This window comes from Pallidibacillus thermolactis (assembly GCF_025660415.1).
Lineage (GTDB): Bacteria > Bacillota > Bacilli > Bacillales > Caldibacillaceae > Pallidibacillus > Pallidibacillus thermolactis.
Genome location: NZ_JAOUSE010000037.1, coordinates 1 through 18,296, shown reverse-complemented (window position 1 = coordinate 18,296; position 18,296 = coordinate 1). Strand labels below are relative to the sequence as shown.

At 34.9% G+C, this 18,296-nt stretch carries 18 protein-coding genes; 16 read left to right on the top strand and 2 right to left on the bottom strand.

The window, feature by feature from the left end:
• The first annotated feature begins 91 nt into the window (after positions 1–91).
• Positions 92–646: a 16S rRNA (guanine(966)-N(2))-methyltransferase RsmD gene (gene rsmD, locus OEV82_RS11450; RefSeq protein ID WP_173661595.1), complete on the top strand. Its 555-nt coding sequence runs from the start codon at positions 92–94 to the stop codon at positions 644–646.
• 11 nt (positions 647–657) lie between these two features.
• Positions 658–1,143 (top strand): pantetheine-phosphate adenylyltransferase, encoded by a 486-nt coding sequence (coaD, locus tag OEV82_RS11445; RefSeq protein ID WP_263061958.1) that lies wholly within the window; start codon positions 658–660, stop codon positions 1,141–1,143.
• A gap of 62 nt (positions 1,144–1,205) precedes the next feature.
• Here coaD and ylbJ read toward each other — a convergent pair whose 3' ends face one another.
• On the bottom strand, positions 1,206–2,405 hold the full coding sequence (gene ylbJ, locus OEV82_RS11440; RefSeq protein ID WP_263061957.1) for a sporulation integral membrane protein YlbJ: 1,200 nt from the start codon (positions 2,403–2,405) through the stop codon (positions 1,206–1,208).
• A gap of 248 nt (positions 2,406–2,653) precedes the next feature.
• Between ylbJ and OEV82_RS11435 the strand changes: the two genes are divergently transcribed.
• Together OEV82_RS11435 and OEV82_RS11430 are read left to right on the top strand one after the other, a co-directional pair.
• Positions 2,654–3,436, top strand: coding sequence for a patatin-like phospholipase family protein (locus tag OEV82_RS11435; RefSeq protein WP_173661601.1), 783 nt, complete (start codon positions 2,654–2,656; stop codon positions 3,434–3,436).
• A 6-nt stretch (positions 3,437–3,442) separates the two neighbouring features.
• Positions 3,443–4,459, top strand: a complete 1,017-nt coding sequence (locus OEV82_RS11430; protein ID WP_173661603.1) for a SepM family pheromone-processing serine protease — start codon at positions 3,443–3,445, stop codon at positions 4,457–4,459.
• Positions 4,460–4,488: 29 nt separating this feature from the next.
• Here the strand turns inward: OEV82_RS11430 and OEV82_RS11425 are convergent, their stop codons facing one another.
• Entirely contained in the window at positions 4,489–5,697 is a 1,209-nt protein-coding gene (locus OEV82_RS11425) for a nucleotidyltransferase (protein WP_173661605.1), read from the bottom strand.
• 249 nt (positions 5,698–5,946) lie between these two features.
• Here OEV82_RS11425 and OEV82_RS11420 point away from each other — a divergent pair, with 249 nt between their 5' ends.
• From OEV82_RS11420 to OEV82_RS11365, 12 genes are all read left to right on the top strand, one after another.
• Positions 5,947–6,474, top strand: a complete 528-nt coding sequence (locus OEV82_RS11420) for a YceD family protein (protein WP_173661607.1) — start codon at positions 5,947–5,949, stop codon at positions 6,472–6,474.
• Positions 6,475–6,503: 29 nt separating this feature from the next.
• The gene (gene rpmF, locus OEV82_RS11415) at positions 6,504–6,677 is read left to right on the top strand and encodes a 50S ribosomal protein L32 (protein ID WP_173661609.1); all 174 of its coding nucleotides are present in this window, start codon (positions 6,504–6,506) and stop codon (positions 6,675–6,677) included.
• A gap of 337 nt (positions 6,678–7,014) precedes the next feature.
• On the top strand, positions 7,015–7,629 hold the full coding sequence (locus OEV82_RS11410; protein WP_173662499.1) for an RsfA family transcriptional regulator: 615 nt from the start codon (positions 7,015–7,017) through the stop codon (positions 7,627–7,629).
• 267 nt (positions 7,630–7,896) lie between these two features.
• On the top strand, positions 7,897–9,234 hold the full coding sequence (locus OEV82_RS11405) for an acetyl-CoA carboxylase biotin carboxylase subunit (RefSeq protein ID WP_263061956.1): 1,338 nt from the start codon (positions 7,897–7,899) through the stop codon (positions 9,232–9,234).
• Between the two features lie 13 nt (positions 9,235–9,247).
• Entirely contained in the window at positions 9,248–9,460 is a 213-nt protein-coding gene (locus tag OEV82_RS11400; RefSeq protein WP_263061955.1) for an acetyl-CoA carboxylase biotin carboxyl carrier protein subunit, read from the top strand.
• Positions 9,461–9,478: 18 nt separating this feature from the next.
• The gene (locus OEV82_RS11395) at positions 9,479–11,014 is read left to right on the top strand and encodes an acyl-CoA carboxylase subunit beta (protein ID WP_263061954.1); all 1,536 of its coding nucleotides are present in this window, start codon (positions 9,479–9,481) and stop codon (positions 11,012–11,014) included.
• A 156-nt stretch (positions 11,015–11,170) separates the two neighbouring features.
• Positions 11,171–12,055: a 2-dehydropantoate 2-reductase gene (locus OEV82_RS11390; RefSeq protein ID WP_263061953.1), complete on the top strand. Its 885-nt coding sequence runs from the start codon at positions 11,171–11,173 to the stop codon at positions 12,053–12,055.
• Positions 12,056–12,339: 284 nt separating this feature from the next.
• Entirely contained in the window at positions 12,340–13,959 is a 1,620-nt protein-coding gene (gene bshC / locus OEV82_RS11385; protein ID WP_173662503.1) for a bacillithiol biosynthesis cysteine-adding enzyme BshC, read from the top strand.
• Positions 13,960–14,134: 175 nt separating this feature from the next.
• Positions 14,135–14,566, top strand: a complete 432-nt coding sequence (gene mraZ, locus OEV82_RS11380; RefSeq protein ID WP_173662504.1) for a division/cell wall cluster transcriptional repressor MraZ — start codon at positions 14,135–14,137, stop codon at positions 14,564–14,566.
• A gap of 64 nt (positions 14,567–14,630) precedes the next feature.
• Complete coding sequence (gene rsmH, locus OEV82_RS11375) at positions 14,631–15,572, top strand: 16S rRNA (cytosine(1402)-N(4))-methyltransferase RsmH (protein ID WP_263061952.1); 942 nt, start codon at positions 14,631–14,633, stop codon at positions 15,570–15,572.
• A gap of 15 nt (positions 15,573–15,587) precedes the next feature.
• Positions 15,588–15,947, top strand: coding sequence for a cell division protein FtsL (gene ftsL, locus OEV82_RS11370; RefSeq protein WP_263061951.1), 360 nt, complete (start codon positions 15,588–15,590; stop codon positions 15,945–15,947).
• Positions 15,944–18,139: a penicillin-binding protein gene (locus tag OEV82_RS11365; protein ID WP_263061950.1), complete on the top strand. Its 2,196-nt coding sequence runs from the start codon at positions 15,944–15,946 to the stop codon at positions 18,137–18,139. Before ftsL ends, OEV82_RS11365 begins: the two co-directional genes overlap by 4 nt.
• Positions 18,140–18,296: the final 157 nt, after the last annotated feature.

The following is an 18,296-nucleotide window of genomic DNA, read 5'->3' as shown; positions in this document are numbered from 1 at the left end:
GTAGCCTTTCTTTTCTGTTTATGGTAGGATGATAAACGAACTAAAATTTTACAAATGTAGTTGATTTTATAGGTAGAATTCAGGTGATAGTTTGCGTGTTATATCCGGATCTCAAAAAGGAAGAATCTTAAAAGCTGTTCCAGGAAAAAACACGAGACCAACGACTGATAAAGTAAAAGAAGCGATTTTTAATATGATTGGTCCTTATTTTGATGGTGGTTATGGTCTTGATTTATTTGCAGGAAGTGGTGGTTTAGGAATTGAAGGTCTGAGTCGTGGGCTCGACAAAGTCATTTTTGTTGATTCCGATTATAAAGCTATCCGCACGATAAAGGAAAATGTAAATATATGTCGTTTTGAATCGATGGCAGAGATATATAAAAATGATTGGAAACGAGCTTTACGGGTTATGATTCAACGCCGTTTAAAGTTTGATGTAATTTGGATGGATCCCCCTTATAAAAAAGATGTATATACGACAATTTTAAAAGAAATTTCAAATCACCAACTGTTAAATAATTCCGGTATCATTGTATGTGAACATGCGAAGGAAAATATTTTGCCAGAAAAAGTTGAAAGTCTAGAAAAAATTCGCACTGAGCATTATGGTACAATATCAATCTCATTATATCATTATAGCAATTAGGAGGAAGGAAAGTGGAAAGAGTTGCAGTATGCCCCGGAAGTTTTGATCCGATTACAAATGGACATTTAGACATCATTAAAAGAGGGGCAAAAATTTTCGATAAAGTGTATGTAACAGTATTACATAATTCAGAAAAAAGTAGAACGTTATTTGAACTAGAGGAACGTCTTCATTTTATTAGAGAATCGACAAAAGATATACCGAATGTTGTGGTAGACTCATTTAACGGCCTTTTAGTTGAATATGCAAAAAGTGTAAATGCGAAAGTCATTCTTCGTGGTCTTCGTGCTATTTCTGATTTTGAGTATGAGATGAGAAACGCTGCAATGAATCGCAAGTTAAACCCTGACATCGATACATTTTTTATCATGACCAATAAACAATATTCATTTTTAAGTTCAAGTATTGTAAAAGAAGTGGCAAAATATCGTGGCGATGTTTCCGATCTCGTCCCGTCGGTTGTTAATGATGCATTAATGCAAAAATTCCCAAAATAAGTTGAAGTTCTGACACCACGAAAAACATTTTGTTTTTCAATGGGTCAGACTTTTTTTATTGCTTAGTTGGATGTCCTTTTCGCATAAATTAGGATGTAGACAACAAGTGAAAAGATGGTAATCATTGGTCCGAATTGAGTAAAGAAGTCTATGATTGTTGTCATTTGGGTTTGATCGAGTAAGAAAAACGTAGGTTGAGAAAGGTTTTCTCCTTGTAAATTTTTTTCATAAATTGGTTCCCAAATAAAAAGAGTTAGAACTGCTGCAAAAATCCCTTGTAAAAATCGGGCAAATAAAAATGGCAAAAAACGAATATCACTTTTCGAAAGTATACTGGCTACTTGGGCTTGAATACTAAAGCCGCCAAAGGCTAATAGAAAAGAAACGACAACGGACTGTTGTAATAGTGTAACGCCTGTTGTTGTACTAATCAAATCGCTACCGATCGTCATTTCAAATAAACCGGATATAAAAGGGATAGCTAAATCTATTGGAATCATGAGAAATTTGAATAATAATTGAATACATAATGCTAAGTAATCGGTGATATTCATAATGGACAACAGTCGATTAACAACGGAAAAAAGAATAATGAATCCACCGATCATTAGTAATGTATTAATCGAAGAAATAACCGCATCACCAAGTAATTTACCGATTGGTCTTTTATCAGCAATTCTTGTTTCATGCATTTGGTTAAAGGCTTCTATAATTGAAAATTTTGTTGCCTCTCCTTTTTCTTTTTCTGTTTTTCCGTAAAACCGCATTACGAGTCCAACGAGAATATTTGCGCCATAATGTGAAATGGCAAAGATAATGCCGAGCTCTGGGTTATGAAAAAAACCAACGGCAACAGCACCAAATATAAATAACGGATTGGCACAACTCGTAAAGGCTACCAACCTTTCAGCTTCTAATCTCGTAATTTGATTTTCCTCACGCAGTCGAACAGTAAACTTTGCTCCTGCAGGGTTTCCAGAAGCCATCCCCATTGACCATACAAAGCCCCCTACCCCGGGTACATGAAACAATGGACGCATAAACGGTTCCAATAAAACACCGATAAATTTAACAACACCAAAACCAATCAATACTTCTGCTATGATAAAAAACGGGAGAAGTGATGGAAAAACAACATCCCACCAAGTATTTAGACCGTATATCGAAGCATCGAGAGCTTCTTTCGGATGGGAAATTAATGCTATTGCAAAAAGCATGACGGAGGATGCTAAAAGAATGGTTACGAATTTGGAAGATTGCAAGTTTATTCCTCCTTACATTTTTAGCCAATAAAGTCAATATGATAAAATAAAATCAATACTTGTCCATTCTCTAAAATAATGTATGAACGTTGGCGTCAAAAAAGAATTATAAAATTTGCTTCCAATACTCTTTTCGAATGAATTTGTAGTTGATTACATCAGAGTTTGATTTACTAGAATAAAAATTGTTATGTTTGAACTCAATGGAAATATACATATTTTATGGGTTAGCAGAGGGGAGGAATTTCATGGAAAGGCCGAAGATTGGGTTGGCATTAGGCTCTGGCGGTGCAAGAGGATTTGCGCATGTCGGTGTTTTAAAGGTATTACAACAGGAAAATATACCCATTCATATGATTGCTGGCAGTAGTATGGGGGCACTTGTCGCTGCTTTTTACGGTGCAGGACATAGTATTGATACAATGTTAAAAATCGCTCATTCCTTCAAACGGAAATTTTTTATCGATGTAACTATGCCTCCAAAATTAGGCTTTATTTCGGGTAAACGGATTAAAGATTTTATTCGTCTATTTACACATCATAAAAAAATAGAGCAGTTATATCCAAATATAGCAATAGTAGCGACTGATATCTACAATGGAGAAAAGGTTGTTTTTAAATCAGGATCGGTTGCTGAAGCTGTAAGAGCGAGTATATCCATTCCGGGTATTTTCGTACCTGAAGTGATAGAAGGGAAAATGCTTGTTGATGGTGGGGTTGCTGATCGCGTACCGGTTTCTGTTGTGAAAGAAATGGGAGCGGATATTGTTATCGCTGTAGATGTTTCAGGTCTAAATAAAAACCCAGAAATTACAAATATTTACGGTGTAATTTTACAAAGTCTGGATATTATGCAACAAGAACTGGTGCAAAACCGAGAGCTGCTTTCAGATATTTATTTACGCCCACCTATTCAACATTATAGTTCTTACGCGTTTGAAGAAATTGACACATTTGTGCAAGCAGGGGAAGAAGTAACACGAAAAGCAATCAAAGAAATTAAAAACGTGATCCAAAGTTGGAAGGAGTAACATTAGGTGAAAAGAAAAAGTCGTATTCTTATTTTTTCGTTTGTTCTAATTATCATTTTATTTGTTAACTTTTATCCACTACCTTATTATGTATCAAGACCAGGTTTAGCAAAAGTATTAGATGAAATTATCGATGTGGAAAATGGTTATGAAAATGATGGTGAATTTATGTTAACAACTATTCGGATTGGCAAAGCCAATATCATTACTTTTTTAATGACGAAAGTGAATGAATATTATCAATTAGAACCTATAGAAGCGATCCGATTGGAAAATGAAACCGATGAAGAATACCAGATTCGTCAACTTTATTACATGGAAAATTCTCAAGAAAATGCCATTCAATTGGCCTATGAGAAGGCAGGAAAAGAGATTAAAGTTCAAATGAATGGGATTTACATATTAAATGTGATGGACGGTAGCCCTGCTGAGGGTGTTTTAAAAGCTGGTGATCGGATTACAAGTATTGATGGAGAGACCTTTGACTCTGCAAAAGGGTTTACTGATTATATTCAAAGTAAACAAGCTGGAGATAAAATTGAAGTAACAATCAATCGAAACGAAAAAATAATCACAGAAACAATTGAATTAAGAATTATTGAGGAAATTGGCAAACCTGGAATAGGAATTAGCCTTGTAGAAGATAAAGAAATTATGTCTAATCCGGAGGTGGATATTAATACAAGTGAAATCGGTGGCCCATCTGCAGGATTAATGTTCGCTTTAGAAATCTATAATCAATTAATTGATGAGGACATCACGAAAGGATTCAGCATTGCTGGAACAGGGACAATTTCCCCGGACGGAAAGGTAGGACCAATTGGGGGGATTGATCAAAAGGTTGTGGCGGCTGATAAAGCGGGGGCAGAGATTTTCTTTGCGCCGAATGAAAATGGTAAAAAAGAATCCAACTATGAAATCGCAGTGAAAACAGCAAAAGATATTGGAACGGACATGAAAATCGTTCCCGTTGATGACTTTGATGATGCCATTCGATTTTTACAAACGTTAAAGGAAAAATAGTTGGAAGGGCAGTCCAATCTGGACAGCCCTTATTTTATAATAGGTGGTTGTTGGAATTCTTCGTTGATAACTTGTTGACCAATTTCGGTTTGAAAAGCAAAGGAATAAATATGACTTGCTTTCACATCTAGCCGAATGATCTCTCGATCAGCTTGGGAAAGTTTTGAAATGATTGGCAATGTAAAATGATCTTTGTTTTGACGAATATAAGCTCTTCCTTTCTTTGTAAAGCCTAACAAACGGATGTATTCCGCTCGTTTTGAACGCTTATGCATCATGGTTTTACGACTGTTTGTTAATAGGTGTACACATGCTCGTTGTAATCTTGTCCATGTATATCGTTTCGTTTTTACTTTTTCCATAAATTCATGAAATGTGATGGAATCTTTTGCGAAGCGAATAAAACGGTTTTCCAACCCTTCTTCTATTTCATATATTTCTTTCAATTCTTCCGGTTCACTTTGTAAAATGCGGTATTTTAAATATGGCCAAAGGTTTTCCCAACGGACAAAGGTATGGAACTTTTCATGATAATGAACGAGTAAATTATACGATTCAAGTGGAACTTGTTTTTTAATGGCTTCTAACCTTTTTGTTTCAAATAACGCTTCTCGTATACTAGTTGCGCTTGAAATGTTTGATGGAGAAAGTGATATGTCATGATATCCGGAATTGACCCTTTTAATTGTAACGGGTTCCATATCGGAATGGAGGTCTTTCATTGCTTTTATGTAATGATACCCTAAAATATTATTTGGTTTTGATAGATCAAGAAGATGGTTTTCGTACAAAATGTTTTTGAAGGCTCGGGAAGTTGCCTCGGGATAACTAAAACCTTCTTTCATAAAGAGTTTGACGAATTGATTATATTCATTTTCTTTTTCTTGCATCAAATCGTAAGTTTTTAAAAATTGTTCAATATGACCTGATTCACTACCAAAACAAAGGTAGGAACACCGAAGACTGTTAAGGATATCTATCGCGCCTTTTGCAAAAATGTCTGCTCTTTGGGTGGCAAAGGCATATGGGAGTTCAACGACAATATCAACGCCGTTTTCAAGGGCCATTTTTGTTCGGAAGTATTTGGAAACGAGAGCAGGTTCACCTCTTTGTAAAAAGTTTCCACTCATAACGGCGATGACGACGTCAGCTTTAGTCGCTTCTTTCGCTTTGTGCAGATGATAGAGATGACCGTTATGAAACGGATTATATTCAACAACGATACCACAACTTTTCATTGTTACCTCCATTTAAACTTTTATGGTGTATTCTTTTTTACAAAAAAATGGTAATATGTAATTTATAGTTTCAAAAGTCTTACTTTATGGTCTTTCGAATAATTGCTGAAAAAATAGCCAAAATTAAGAAAAGACTAGTTGTTAACATTATGTAATTTTTTCCTTTAACAATCAAGACTGTAAAGAAAAAATATTGACAAATCGTGCTAGTAAAGCTATAATAACCTTTGTTGCCTTGGGGTGATTTTAATGAAGTGGTCGATGACACAGTTACAAAAATTTAAAAATAAAGGGTTAACCTTTGATGAAAAGGTAAACTTGGATTCAGTTAGACTGAGAGATCCACAAATTCGATCCATTTCACCTGTACGTGTAAAAGGAACTGCGGATATTCATGCGAAAGAAGTCACATTTCATCTTCACATTTCAGGTGAGATGATTTTACCGAATTCAAGAACATGGGAAGATGTTTCCTATCCTTTTTCGATTCAAACGACAGAAGTCTTTCGTGATGAAATATCGGATGTTGAAGAATACGCGGATGATAATGTGCATGTTGTACAAGGTGGGAAGATCGATTTAACCCCGATCATAGAAGAATTAATTTTACTTGAAATTCCTATTCAAGTTTATGGCGATGAGGATGAAGAAATCCCAGCATCTCTGTTATCCGGAAATGATTGGCAATTTGTTCAAGAAGAAGAAAAGAACAATGAGCAAAAAGTAGATCCTCGATTAGCTAAACTTGCTAAATTACTTAATCAAGAAAACGATTGATATTCATCCTGTTTAAGGAGGTGGGAAACATGGCTGTACCATTTAGAAGAACATCAAAAACTAGAAAACGCCTACGTCGTACACATTATAAATTAAGAGTTCCTGGCATGACAGAATGCCCAAATTGCGGAGAAATGAAATTAGCTCACCGCGTTTGCCCAAGTTGTGGAACTTATAAAGGTAAAGAAGTGATCAGTAAATAATGAATGAAAGAGGTTGCTTTAAAAGGATAAGTTTTTTAAAGCAACCTCTTTTTATTGATGAGAATCATCATACTTTACATCGGACTTCAGATCAATTCTCCATTCTTATCCTCAATATCTACAATTCTTGTTTCTTATATCTCTTCTTCATAGAGTTTGTCTATTATTTTTTCCTTTCGTATTCTTTTTAATTTTGGACCTGCTTAGATAGATGAAAAAAGTCTACCGTTTCTATTTAATGCATATACATTATTAAACATTAGTTTATGAAATGTCCAATTTTTCTCTTAAGTTTCCTTATGGATAGAGAGATTGAAATTGTTTAGGAGGGATATGTATGACGATCGTCCGTCAAGATGCATGGACAAAGGATGAAGACTTACTTTTGGCAGAAGTTGTTTTGCGACATATTAGAGAGGGGAGTACACAATTAAAAGCCTTTGAAGAAGTAGGGCAAAAATTGAATCGAACCCCAGCTGCATGTGGTTTTCGCTGGAATTCATTTGTTCGAAAACAATATAAAACAGGGATTGAGCTAGCGAAAAAACAACGTAAACAGTTAAAAAAGAATCCACAAACGTTATATGAAGTGAATGTAGAAAAAATAGAGGAAATCGAACAGCCAACAAGAAAATATGAAAAACTTTCCTTAGATCAAATTATTACGTATTTAGAACAATTCAAGGAAAAGGAAAAGAAAATTGAATCATTGAGTCAAGAATTAGAAAGTTTAAAAGAACGCTATCAAACATTAGAAAAGAAAGAACAAGAAGCAACCCGTGAAAATGAAATGTTGAAAAAAGAGAACAAGGCATTAAAAGATGATTATCTAGCATTACTTTCCATTATGGAGAAGGCGAGAAAATTAGCAGTAAAAGAAGATGAAAATAATGTTCGGATGAAATTTCAAATGGATCCGAACGGGAACTTAGATGTGATTCGAAATAAATAAATAAATGAGGAATTAAATAAAAAAGCCCCGCTGTAATATTTTGTCAGGTTAAAAGATACAGTGGGAGCTTTCTATTTTTAATAGAAAATGTATGAAATGAATATTTTTTTTGAATACATAATAAATGTTTTTAAAAAAGTAAATGATTTCGAAAAATTGAAGGAATTTGTCGATGTATAAAGAATATATAAATATAAAAGGTTTTTTATTATACACTCAAACCTTTTATAAATTTTGTTACAAAAGATGGCAAGGGGAGAGGATAGCTTGAAACGGATATTAATCGCTAATCGAGGTGAAATTGCTAGACGAATCATAACAACTTGTAAACAACTAGAAATTGAGACTGTTGCCGTCTATTCTGAAGCAGACAGTGAATTGCCCTATGTAAAAGAGGCGGATGATGCGATTTGTATTGGCAAGGGTCCTGTGAAAGATTCCTATTTAAATATGGAAAAAATAATTGAAGTTGCAACCAACTATAATGTTGAAGCCATTCATCCTGGTTATGGTTTATTATCTGAGAATGGCGATTTTGTAAAACGAATAGAACAGGCTGGTATTACTTTCATTGGTCCAAATGCAGATATACTTACTTTAATGGGAGATAAGATTTCAGCAAGGAGAGCGATGGTAGAGGCTGGAGTGCCTGTTGTACCTGGTTCGGACGGAGGTGTAACATCCGTTTCGGAAGCTATACAAGTAGCGAAGGAAATCGGCTACCCTGTCATGCTTAAAGCAAGTGGGGGTGGAGGCGGAATTGGAATGGTGCTTTGTAAAAATGAACAAGAGCTATCAACATCTTTCTCGAAGATTCAGTCTCGAGCAAAAGCATACTTTAATTCCGAAAGCGTTTTCCTGGAAAAATTCATCCCCAATGCTCGTCATATTGAGGTGCAAATATTCGGTGACCAAAATGGGAATGTAATTCATTTATATGAAAGAAACTGTTCTGTCCAAAGAAGGAATCAAAAAGTAATAGAAGAAACTCATTCGCCAAATCTTAGTGAACAGACGAGAGAAAAATTATATGAAGCGGCTAAACGAGCTGCTAAAGCCGTATCTTATACGAATGCAGGAACGGTTGAATTTATTGTCGATGAAGCAGAAAATATTTATTTTCTTGAAATGAATACACGACTTCAAGTAGAACATCCGGTAACAGAAAGAATTTGTGGTATCGATTTAGTGGAATGGCAAATCAAAATTGCCAAAGGTTTAGAGATACCTCTACAACAAGAAAGCATCAAATCTTTTGGACATGCCATTGAATTTCGCGTTTATGCAGAAAATCCGAACAATTTTTACCCATCTCCTGGAAAAATTTCTACATTAAATTGGGGCAATCAGACCAACATACGAATTGATTCAGGATATGAACAAGGAAACACGGTTACACCTTTTTATGATCCATTAATTGCAAAGGTAATTGTCCATGAGGAAAATAGAGAACAATGTTTACAAGTGGCAAGGTCGTTTTTTAAAGAAACAAAAATTAGTGGTATTCAAACAAATATCCCATTATTTTTACATATATTGGAAAATCCAGATTTTAAAAGAGGATCCTATTCAACAAATTTATTAAAACAAATGGTAACGAACTAAGGAGTGTGAAATTATGAAAGAAATTTATGCAGAAATGGCTGGTACCGTTTTTCAACTTCTTGTCAATGAAGGAGAACAAATAGAAGAAGGACAAGTAACGGTCGTTTTAGAATCGATGAAGATGGAAATTCCAGTTGAAAGTAAATTTGCAGGTGAAATTAAAAAGATTCATGTTTCAGAAGGAGACTTTGTAAATGAAGGAGATATATTAATTACAATCGGTTAATGACTAGGGGGGTTGGATATGGTAACAAAACTATCCACTGATTTACGAGAGAAACGTAATAGCATTTACAAAGGGGGACAATCTGAGTATCATCAAAGATTAAAAGAAAAAAACAAACGATTTGTTCGTGATCGTTTACGTTTATTATTTGATAATGGTGAATATCAAGAAGATGGTGCCTTTGCAAATTATGAGGCAGGTGACTTGCCTGCTGATGGAGTTGTAACAGCTATTGGTAAAATCAACGGCCGGGTTGTTTGTGTAATGGCAAATGACTCTACCGTTAAAGCTGGTTCTTGGGGTGCGCGAACCGTTGAAAAAATTATACGTATACAAGAAACAGCGATGAAATTAAAGGTGCCAATCTTTTATTTAGTAGATTCAGCTGGTGCGAGAATTACTGATCAAGTAGATATGTTTCCAAATCGTCGTGGTGCAGGTCGTATTTTTTATAATCAGGTGAAAATGAGTGGCATGGTTCCACAAATTTGTATTTTATTCGGTCCTTCAGCCGCTGGAGGAGCCTATATACCTGCATTTTGTGATATTGTCATTATGGTCGATAAAAATGCATCGATGTATTTAGGCTCGCCAAGAATGGCAGAAAAAGTGATCGGTGAAAAAGTTACTTTGGAGGAAATGGGCGGTGCAAGAATGCATTGTACCGTAAGTGGTTGTGGTGATTATTTAGCTGAAAATGAAGAAGAAGCGATTGAAGCTGCGAAAAAATATATCACTTACTTCCCGCAAAATTATACGGAGAAAACAAAAAAATTAGCTGGATCTAAACCACAGTCTGAAGAGTCACTGGAACAAATTATTCCTACAAATCAAAATGTGCCTTTTAATATGTATGATTGTATTGATACATTGATTGACGAAGGTAGTTTCTTTGAGATCAAAAAATTATTTGCACCGGAAATTATTACAGGTTTAGCAAGAATGAATGGGCAAACGGTAGGAATTATTGCAAACCAGCCGAAAGTAAAAGGCGGCGTTTTATTTATTGATTCAGCTGACAAAGCTGCGAAGTTTATTATGCTTTGTGATGCATATCATATTCCGCTCATCTTTTTAGCGGATGTCCCAGGTTTTATGATTGGTACACAAGTGGAAAGACAAGGTATTATTCGTCATGGTGCAAAAATGATTGCCGCAATGAGTAGTGCAACAGTACCGAAAATTTCTGTTATCGTTCGGAAGGCTTACGGGGCAGGTTTATATGCAATGGCCGGTCCAGCCTTTGAACCCGATGTTTGTCTTGCGTTACCGACAGCTCAAATTGCTGTTATGGGGCCTGAGGCTGCAGTAAACGCGGTTTACGCGCGAAAAATTAATGAAATTGAAGATCCGAAAGAAAGATATCAGTTTATAAAACAAAAACAAGATGAATATAAAGATCAAATTAATATATATAAACTTGCTTCAGAACTAATTATCGATGATATCGTCGAACCAAACGAATTACGAGATGCACTTATTGATCGTCTATCTATGTATGAATCAAAAGATATCCCATTTAGTGAGCGAAAACATCCAGTTTATCCCGTATAATATTTTAAAAAAACAAGCTGTTATTGACTTTCGAAGTCAGAACAGCTTTATTTTTTTATAAAAACGTTTTGAAAATAAGGTTAAAAGAAGTTTAAATCGATGTATTTACGGAGTGTTTTTGATAATATGGATATAAAAGTGACCAGGTGAGTAGAAATGAAAATAGGTATCATTGGTGGCGGTTCAATTGGTTTGTTATATGCTTGTTATTTAAGTAAACATCATAAGGTAACACTTTACTGTCGCAGAATATCGCAAGCTAACAAGATCAACCGTCATCCTATTCGTTTAAAAAAACAATATGACGAACAATTAGTCCCTATTCAAGCTAAGGTTTCCGAAACATTAGATCATGAAGAGTTAATCATTGTTTGTGTCAAACATTATCATTTAGAAAGTTTAATGCCTATACTTCTACAAACAGATAAAAACACAATTCTTATCTTTTTACAAAATGGAATTGGTCATTTATCGCAAATAGAAAAGCTTCCGCATAAACATATACTTGTCGGTGTGGTGGAACATGGGGCTATGAAAGAAAATGATCGAGTCGTTCGTCATACTGGAGATGGCGTTACCCGTTTTTCCATATTTAAAGGAACAGAAGAAAAGATTCGTACTGTTAAAGAACAAATATCAACCGAAGACTTCCCTTTTATTATTGAAAAAGACTACTGGAAAATGTTAAAACATAAATTACTAGTGAATGCAGTGATTAATCCGTTAACAGCATTATTAAATATAAAAAATGGACAATTACTAACAAATCCTTTTTATAATTACTTGTTTCAACAATTTTATATGGAAGTAGCTAGTATACTTCAGATTTCTAATAAGGAAGAAGTCTATCAATATTTACAAACGGTTTGTCAAAACACGGCAGAAAATGAATCATCGATGTTACGTGATTTGAAATTAAATAATCGTATGGAAATTGATGGTATTCTTACACCTTTAATTGAAAAAGCGGAGAAAAACAATTTACATGTTCCATTTCTCCTTGCTGCCTATGAAGCGTTATGTAAAAGAAATAGGACGTAAGGTATCCATTGTATTATACGGGCTTTGGTCGGTTTCGTGCTTCGTGTTTTCATTATAGAGATTAAAATTTGAGGTTCTCTCATTTTTAATGACTAATTTGAGATGATTCTATTGTATCATTTATGGTATGATTCAATTTGTTGTTTGGAGATATTGGAGCGATCAATCAAATTATCAAGAAAGGGACATTTCGGGGGCAGGCTTGTCTATCATCTGAAATACCATCATCTATTTATAAAAAGGTTTTACATAAATAAAATTTAAATGAAAGGAAGTTACACTTCATGGAAGTGCTTCAATTACAATTAGCTTCAAAAAATAATCTTGTCAATCAATATATTGAAAATAATAAGTCATCATTGTTTCATTATAATTTCCGCAGTGATGAGGATTTATTTGCTCGATATGATGAATTAATGAACCGTGAATTTCCTCGGAGGAAACTTGCGATTCATATTAAAAAATATATGAAGAAGTTTGCTCAATCTAGGGAAATTGACAAGTCCCTTGAACGACTTGAACAACCGGACAGTGTCGTTGTGATTGGAGGCCAACAAGCAGGACTTTTGACAGGTCCGTTATATACGATACATAAAATCATATCCATCATTAACTATGCTCGCCAAAAGGAAGCCGTTCTGGGAAAACCAATCGTTCCGATTTTCTGGATTGCAGGCGAAGACCATGATATTTTCGAAGTTAACCATGTTTACAAGTTAAATGAAGGATTATTAAGTAAGACGACGTTTCATCAGAAAGATAACAAACAAAAACGAATGGTCTCTAAAGTAAGTTTAAATAAACAACAGTTGAAAAAATGGTATCGAGATGTAATCGCTAGTTTTGGAGAAACACCATTTACAAAAGATGTACTAGATTTTCTCGATGCACAAGTTCAAGATCAGATGACTTATACGGACTTTTTTGCAAAAATTATTACAGCGCTTTTCAAAGATTACGGCTTACTTCTAGTTGATTCAGCACATCCAGAATTAAGAAAAATAGAACAACCTTACTTCAAATGGATGATTGATCACGGTGAAGTAATTACAGACTTATTATTAGAACAACAACATACCCTTCATCTTAAAGGTTATAAAAATATGATCGAAAGTGATAAAGATAGTTTTCAATTGTTTTATGAACAAAATGACGAGCGGATATTGCTTCGGTACAATCGCGACATAGAAAGAGTTGTTGCTGATGGAGTTACCTTCGCAAAATCAGATCTACTTCGAATTTTAGAACAATCACCTGAAAAATTTAGTAACAATGTCGTCACCCGTCCATTAATGCAAGAATTTCTATTTCCTACTTTGGCCTTTATCGCAGGACCTGGTGAAATATCCTATTGGGCCGAATTAAAGAACATCTTTGAACTAGCCGAAATTAAAATTCCAATTATTGTGCCACGGATGAATATTACTTATTTAGAAAGAAATGTCGAAGCTTATGTAAAAGAATTCCAATTAAAATTGGAAGATGTCTTGAAAAACGGTGTGGCGAAAGAAAAAGAACTGTTTATTGAATCGTTAAAAGAGAAAACGATCGAAGATACAGTTGCCATTGCAAGAAAAGAAATATTACAACAATATAAAAGGGTATACGAAAAATTCCTTCAATTTGATAAAGGGATGCTTCCGATTATCGAGAAAAACGCAAAATATATAACCAATCAGTTAGATTATTTATTAAATAAAGCAGATGAGTTAGTAAAACAAAAAAATCATCACGTTTTAAGTAAATACGACCGAATTGAACTTGCTTTACTTCCTTTTGGAGGATTGCAAGAACGATGTTGGAATATCTTTTATTTTCTAAATAAATATGGTTTGTTATTTATTAACCGTGTTCAAGAACTTCCACTAACTTGTAATGGTAATCACTTTGTAATCAAAATGTAATAATATTCAGAAAATAAGACAATAGATTCCGTCGAAAAAACTGCCATCATGGCAGTTTTTTTCTTTTCTTGCAAAAACATCTTCTCTATTTTTACATTTTTATAACGTCTTAAAAAATGGTGGCGCGAAGTGGGGGAATGTGGTAAATTTAGGTTAAGAAGTGGAGGGAAATTACATGTTCATGGGAGAATATCGACATAATGTTGATGCGAAAGGCAGACTCATTGTTCCTGCCAAATTTCGCGAAAATCTCGGCAGTACTTTCGTATTAACCCGAGGACTTGACCAATGTTTATTTGGTTATCCCATGGATGAATGGAAAGTAATAGAAGAAAAGATCAAATCCCTCCCAATGACGAAAAAAGATGCACGAGCCTTCGCAAGATTTTTCTTTTCAGGTGCCACAGAATGTGAACTCGATAAACAAGGTCGTATCAATATTCCTTCCACTTTGCTTCAATATGGACAGCTTGAAAAAGAATGTGTCATATTAGGTGTTTCCAATCGAATAGAAATTTGGAATAGAGAGATTTGGGAAAGCTATTTTGCTGAATCAGAAGAATCCTTTGCAGAAATCGCTGAGAATTTGATTGATTTTGACTTGTAAGGGGAAAATATTTTCTAAGCTACAACGTAAGTAATTTAGCATGACAAAGAAAGGAAGAATTCCCATGTTTAAACATAAAACTGTTCTTTTACACGAAGCCGTGGAAGGGTTAAATATTCAACCTGATGGCATATATATTGACTGTACATTAGGTGGAGCCGGTCATAGCGAGGCCATTGTAAAGCAATTATCAGATGACGGAAAACTATATGCCTTTGACCAAGATCTAACGGCAATTGAACATGCAAAAGTGAAATTAAAACCTTATCAACATAAAGTAGAGCTTATCCATCGTAATTTTGCATCCATAAAAGAAGAACTGAATAAGCGGGGCATCGAACAGGTTGATGGGATATTGTATGATTTAGGAGTATCTTCACCACAATTTGATGAACCGGAACGAGGGTTTAGTTATCAACATGATGCTGTTTTGGACATGCGTATGAATCAAGAAAATGAGTTAACTGCAAAAATAATCGTGAATGAATGGCCGTACGAAAAACTCGTTTCGATTTTCTTTCGTTATGGTGAGGAAAAATTTTCTAAACAAATTGCAAGACAAATTGAAAAAGTAAGAAATCAGCGGACGATTGAAACAACTGGTCAACTTGTCGATATAATTAAGGAAGCTATCCCCGCACCAGCACGTCGAAAAGGTGGACATCCCGCTAAACGTGTATTCCAAGCCTTACGAATTGCGGTAAATGATGAATTAAATAGCTTTGAGTATTCTCTTGAGCAAAGTATTGAACTGTTAAAAAAAGGTGGTAGAGTGGCTGTCATAACGTTTCACTCTTTAGAAGACCGCATTGCAAAACAAACCTTTAAACAATATGCAGAAATTCCAGAGTTGTATTCTGGGCTGCCTATTGTACCGAAAGAATATCAACCGACATTAAAAGTGATAACTAGAAAGCCAATACTGCCATCTGATGAAGAATTGAAAGAAAATCACCGCGCACATTCGGCAAAGCTTCGAATTGCGGAAAAAGTAAAAGATCTGTAATAAGGGGGGAATAATATGAGCAATTTAGCAAAAAAATACCACATTCAAGAAGTTGTACAGCCGGAACAGAAGCCAAAAAAACGTATCGTAAAAAAGAAGAGAAGAATTACAAAAGGAGAAAAGTATATTTATATTCTCTTTGGGATCGTTTGTTTTTGCTTATCCTACTTCATTATTTCCAATCAGACATCCATATATAAAGTAAATAGAGAAATACAAGTTATGGATGCAAAAATCGTTGAGCAGTCAAAGGAAATGGAAGAATTACAAGGACAGGTTGACGAATTACTAGAATATGGTAGAGTATTAAAAGTAGCAAAAGAACAAGGACTTGAGCTACAAAAAAATAACGTAAAGGCAGTACCGAAACCATGAAAAAAAGAAAAAGTATGAATCGAAGAGCACTGGCATTGTTTACAATATTCAGTTTGCTCTTTTTTATATTAACGTATCGATTTTTAGTCATTCAAATTACCGGTCAGGTAGAAGGTAAAGAATTAAGAGCCTATGCAAAGGAACGATATGCAAAGGACGCGATATTAGAAGCTTCTAGGGGTTCTATATTAGATAGAAATGGAGAACCGCTAGCACATGATACAATTACATATAAATTAGTAGCTGTTCTAGATCCATCTGTTTCTCCCAAAAATACAGATTCTCCAAAACATGTCGTTGATCCTGAAAAAACGGCAGAGATTTTATCGCAATATATTGATATGGATAAGTCTGACATTTATTCCATTTTAACAAAAGATGCCTTTCAAGTTGAATTTGGAAAAGCTGGTCGAAATTTGTCCTATGAACGGAAAAATAAAATCGAGTCTTTAAAACTACCAGGAATTACGTTCGTTCGCGAGTCAAAACGATCTTATCCGAATGGGGTGCTTGCTTCCCATTTAATCGGATTTGCCAGCATGGACTATAGCGATCCAAATCATCATAGACTTGTCGGTCAAATAGGAATTGAGGCAAGTTTAAATGATTATTTAGAAGGGAAAAATGGAAAAATCGAATATGAAAGTGATCGATGGGGATATATTTTACCGACTTCTGGAGCGGAGGTAAATGAGCCTGAAAATGGTGACACCGTATACTTAACGATTGATCGAAAAATTCAAACCTTCCTTGAAGAAGCGATGAATGAAGTCAATCAAGAGTATGAGCCAACTGAAATAATGGGAATTGTTGCTGACGCTAAAACAGGTGCTATTTTAGCCATGTCACAACGCCCAACTTTTGATCCGAACACGAGGGAAGGTATTGAAGAAAATTGGCAAAATCTCATTGTTGAAACAGCTTTTGAACCCGGATCAACCTTTAAATTTGTCCCACTCGCAGCTGCCATTGAAGAGGGGATATTCAACCCTAATGAAAAATATCAATCTGGGGTTTTTAATGTAGAAGGTTCACAACCGATCAAAGACCATAATGATGTTGGTTGGGGTGAGATTACATATGCCGAAGGATTCCAACGCTCCTCCAACGTGGCAATGGCGAATCTTGTGAAAAAAATGGGTACAGATACATTCAGAAATTATATTGATCGCTTTAAATTTGGTATGCCAACGGGAATTGGTTTACCGAATGAAGCTGCGGGTGTGATTCAATATCAATGGCCACGGGATCAATATGCTACCTCTTACGGGCAAGGTACGAGTGTTACAGCATTGCAAATGATCCAAGCGATGACGGCAATAACAAATAAAGGTAAAATGATGAAACCTTATCTAATCGAGAAAATAGTTGATGATGATGGGAATGTCGTAAAAAATAGTGGGATGCAAGAATTAGGTTCACCAGTTTCATCTGAAACGGCAAAACAAACGTTAAAGATGTTAGAATCGACTGTAAATGGTGAGCATGGTACCGGAAAACCTTTTAAAATTGATGGGTATACTGTTGCTGGAAAAACAGGTACCGCCCAAATCTATGAATCTGGCAAAGGTCTTTTAACCGGATGGAATAATTACTTGTTTTCCTTTATTGGTGTTGCACCGGCAGATGATCCAGAACTCATTGTTTACGTATTAGTGAAACAACCAAATTTAGATAAAGAAAAATATGAAAGTGGTAGTGTCCCAGTATCAAAAATATTTAATTCCGTTATGAAAAATAGTTTACAATATTTAAATATTAAACCAGATGAATCAATTGAAAAACCAGTGATTCATAACATACCTGATTACACTAACAAAAATGTAGATAAGGCTATTAAAGAATTAACCAATTTGCATGTCAAACCAGTTGTAATAGGTAATGGAAAAAAGGTGACAGCTACTGTTCCGCAAGCGAATACGAAGTTAATCGAAAATGAAAAAATATTAATATTAACAGATAAAGAAATGGTAATGCCGGATATGACCGGTTGGTCTAAGTCTGATGTTATGAAGTTTATGAAAGCGACGGGTGTTCATTTAAATATTGAAGGGAATGGATTTGTCGTAAGTCAAAGTATTGCGCCGAAAACGATTGTAACAAAGGAAAGTACAGGGGATATTAAGTTACAACCTCCTTTGAAGCAATTAGAACAAAAAAATAAAAAACGAGATGATGATTCTTCTGAATAATCCCTCCTAGTAAAAAAACACGTCTGCAGGACGTGTTTCAGACTGTCGACAAACCCCAACTCAAATGCTTCATTTGAGTTGGGATTTGTCTTTTTTTGCTCATCATTTTCTAAGATTCTTATCTTATTTAGGCTGGACATGGTCTTTTCCATGTCCA

Excerpts from the sequence above, each read along its gene's own strand:
- OEV82_RS11435 (WP_173661601.1), top strand. The coding sequence starts at position 2,654 with ATGGAAAGGCCGAAGATTGGGTTGGCATTAGGCTCTGGCGGTGCAAGA.
- OEV82_RS11425 (WP_173661605.1), bottom strand. The coding sequence starts at position 5,697 with ATGAAAAGTTGTGGTATCGTTGTTGAATATAATCCGTTTCATAACGGT.
- OEV82_RS11420 (WP_173661607.1), top strand. The coding sequence starts at position 5,947 with ATGAAGTGGTCGATGACACAGTTACAAAAATTTAAAAATAAAGGGTTA.
- rpmF (WP_173661609.1), top strand. The coding sequence starts at position 6,504 with ATGGCTGTACCATTTAGAAGAACATCAAAAACTAGAAAACGCCTACGT.
- OEV82_RS11410 (WP_173662499.1), top strand. The coding sequence starts at position 7,015 with ATGACGATCGTCCGTCAAGATGCATGGACAAAGGATGAAGACTTACTT.
- OEV82_RS11400 (WP_263061955.1), top strand. The coding sequence starts at position 9,248 with ATGAAAGAAATTTATGCAGAAATGGCTGGTACCGTTTTTCAACTTCTT.
- OEV82_RS11395 (WP_263061954.1), top strand. The coding sequence starts at position 9,479 with ATGGTAACAAAACTATCCACTGATTTACGAGAGAAACGTAATAGCATT.
- OEV82_RS11390 (WP_263061953.1), top strand. The coding sequence starts at position 11,171 with ATGAAAATAGGTATCATTGGTGGCGGTTCAATTGGTTTGTTATATGCT.
- bshC (WP_173662503.1), top strand. The coding sequence starts at position 12,340 with ATGGAAGTGCTTCAATTACAATTAGCTTCAAAAAATAATCTTGTCAAT.
- mraZ (WP_173662504.1), top strand. The coding sequence starts at position 14,135 with ATGTTCATGGGAGAATATCGACATAATGTTGATGCGAAAGGCAGACTC.
- rsmH (WP_263061952.1), top strand. The coding sequence starts at position 14,631 with ATGTTTAAACATAAAACTGTTCTTTTACACGAAGCCGTGGAAGGGTTA.
- ftsL (WP_263061951.1), top strand. The coding sequence starts at position 15,588 with ATGAGCAATTTAGCAAAAAAATACCACATTCAAGAAGTTGTACAGCCG.
- OEV82_RS11365 (WP_263061950.1), top strand. The coding sequence starts at position 15,944 with ATGAAAAAAAGAAAAAGTATGAATCGAAGAGCACTGGCATTGTTTACA.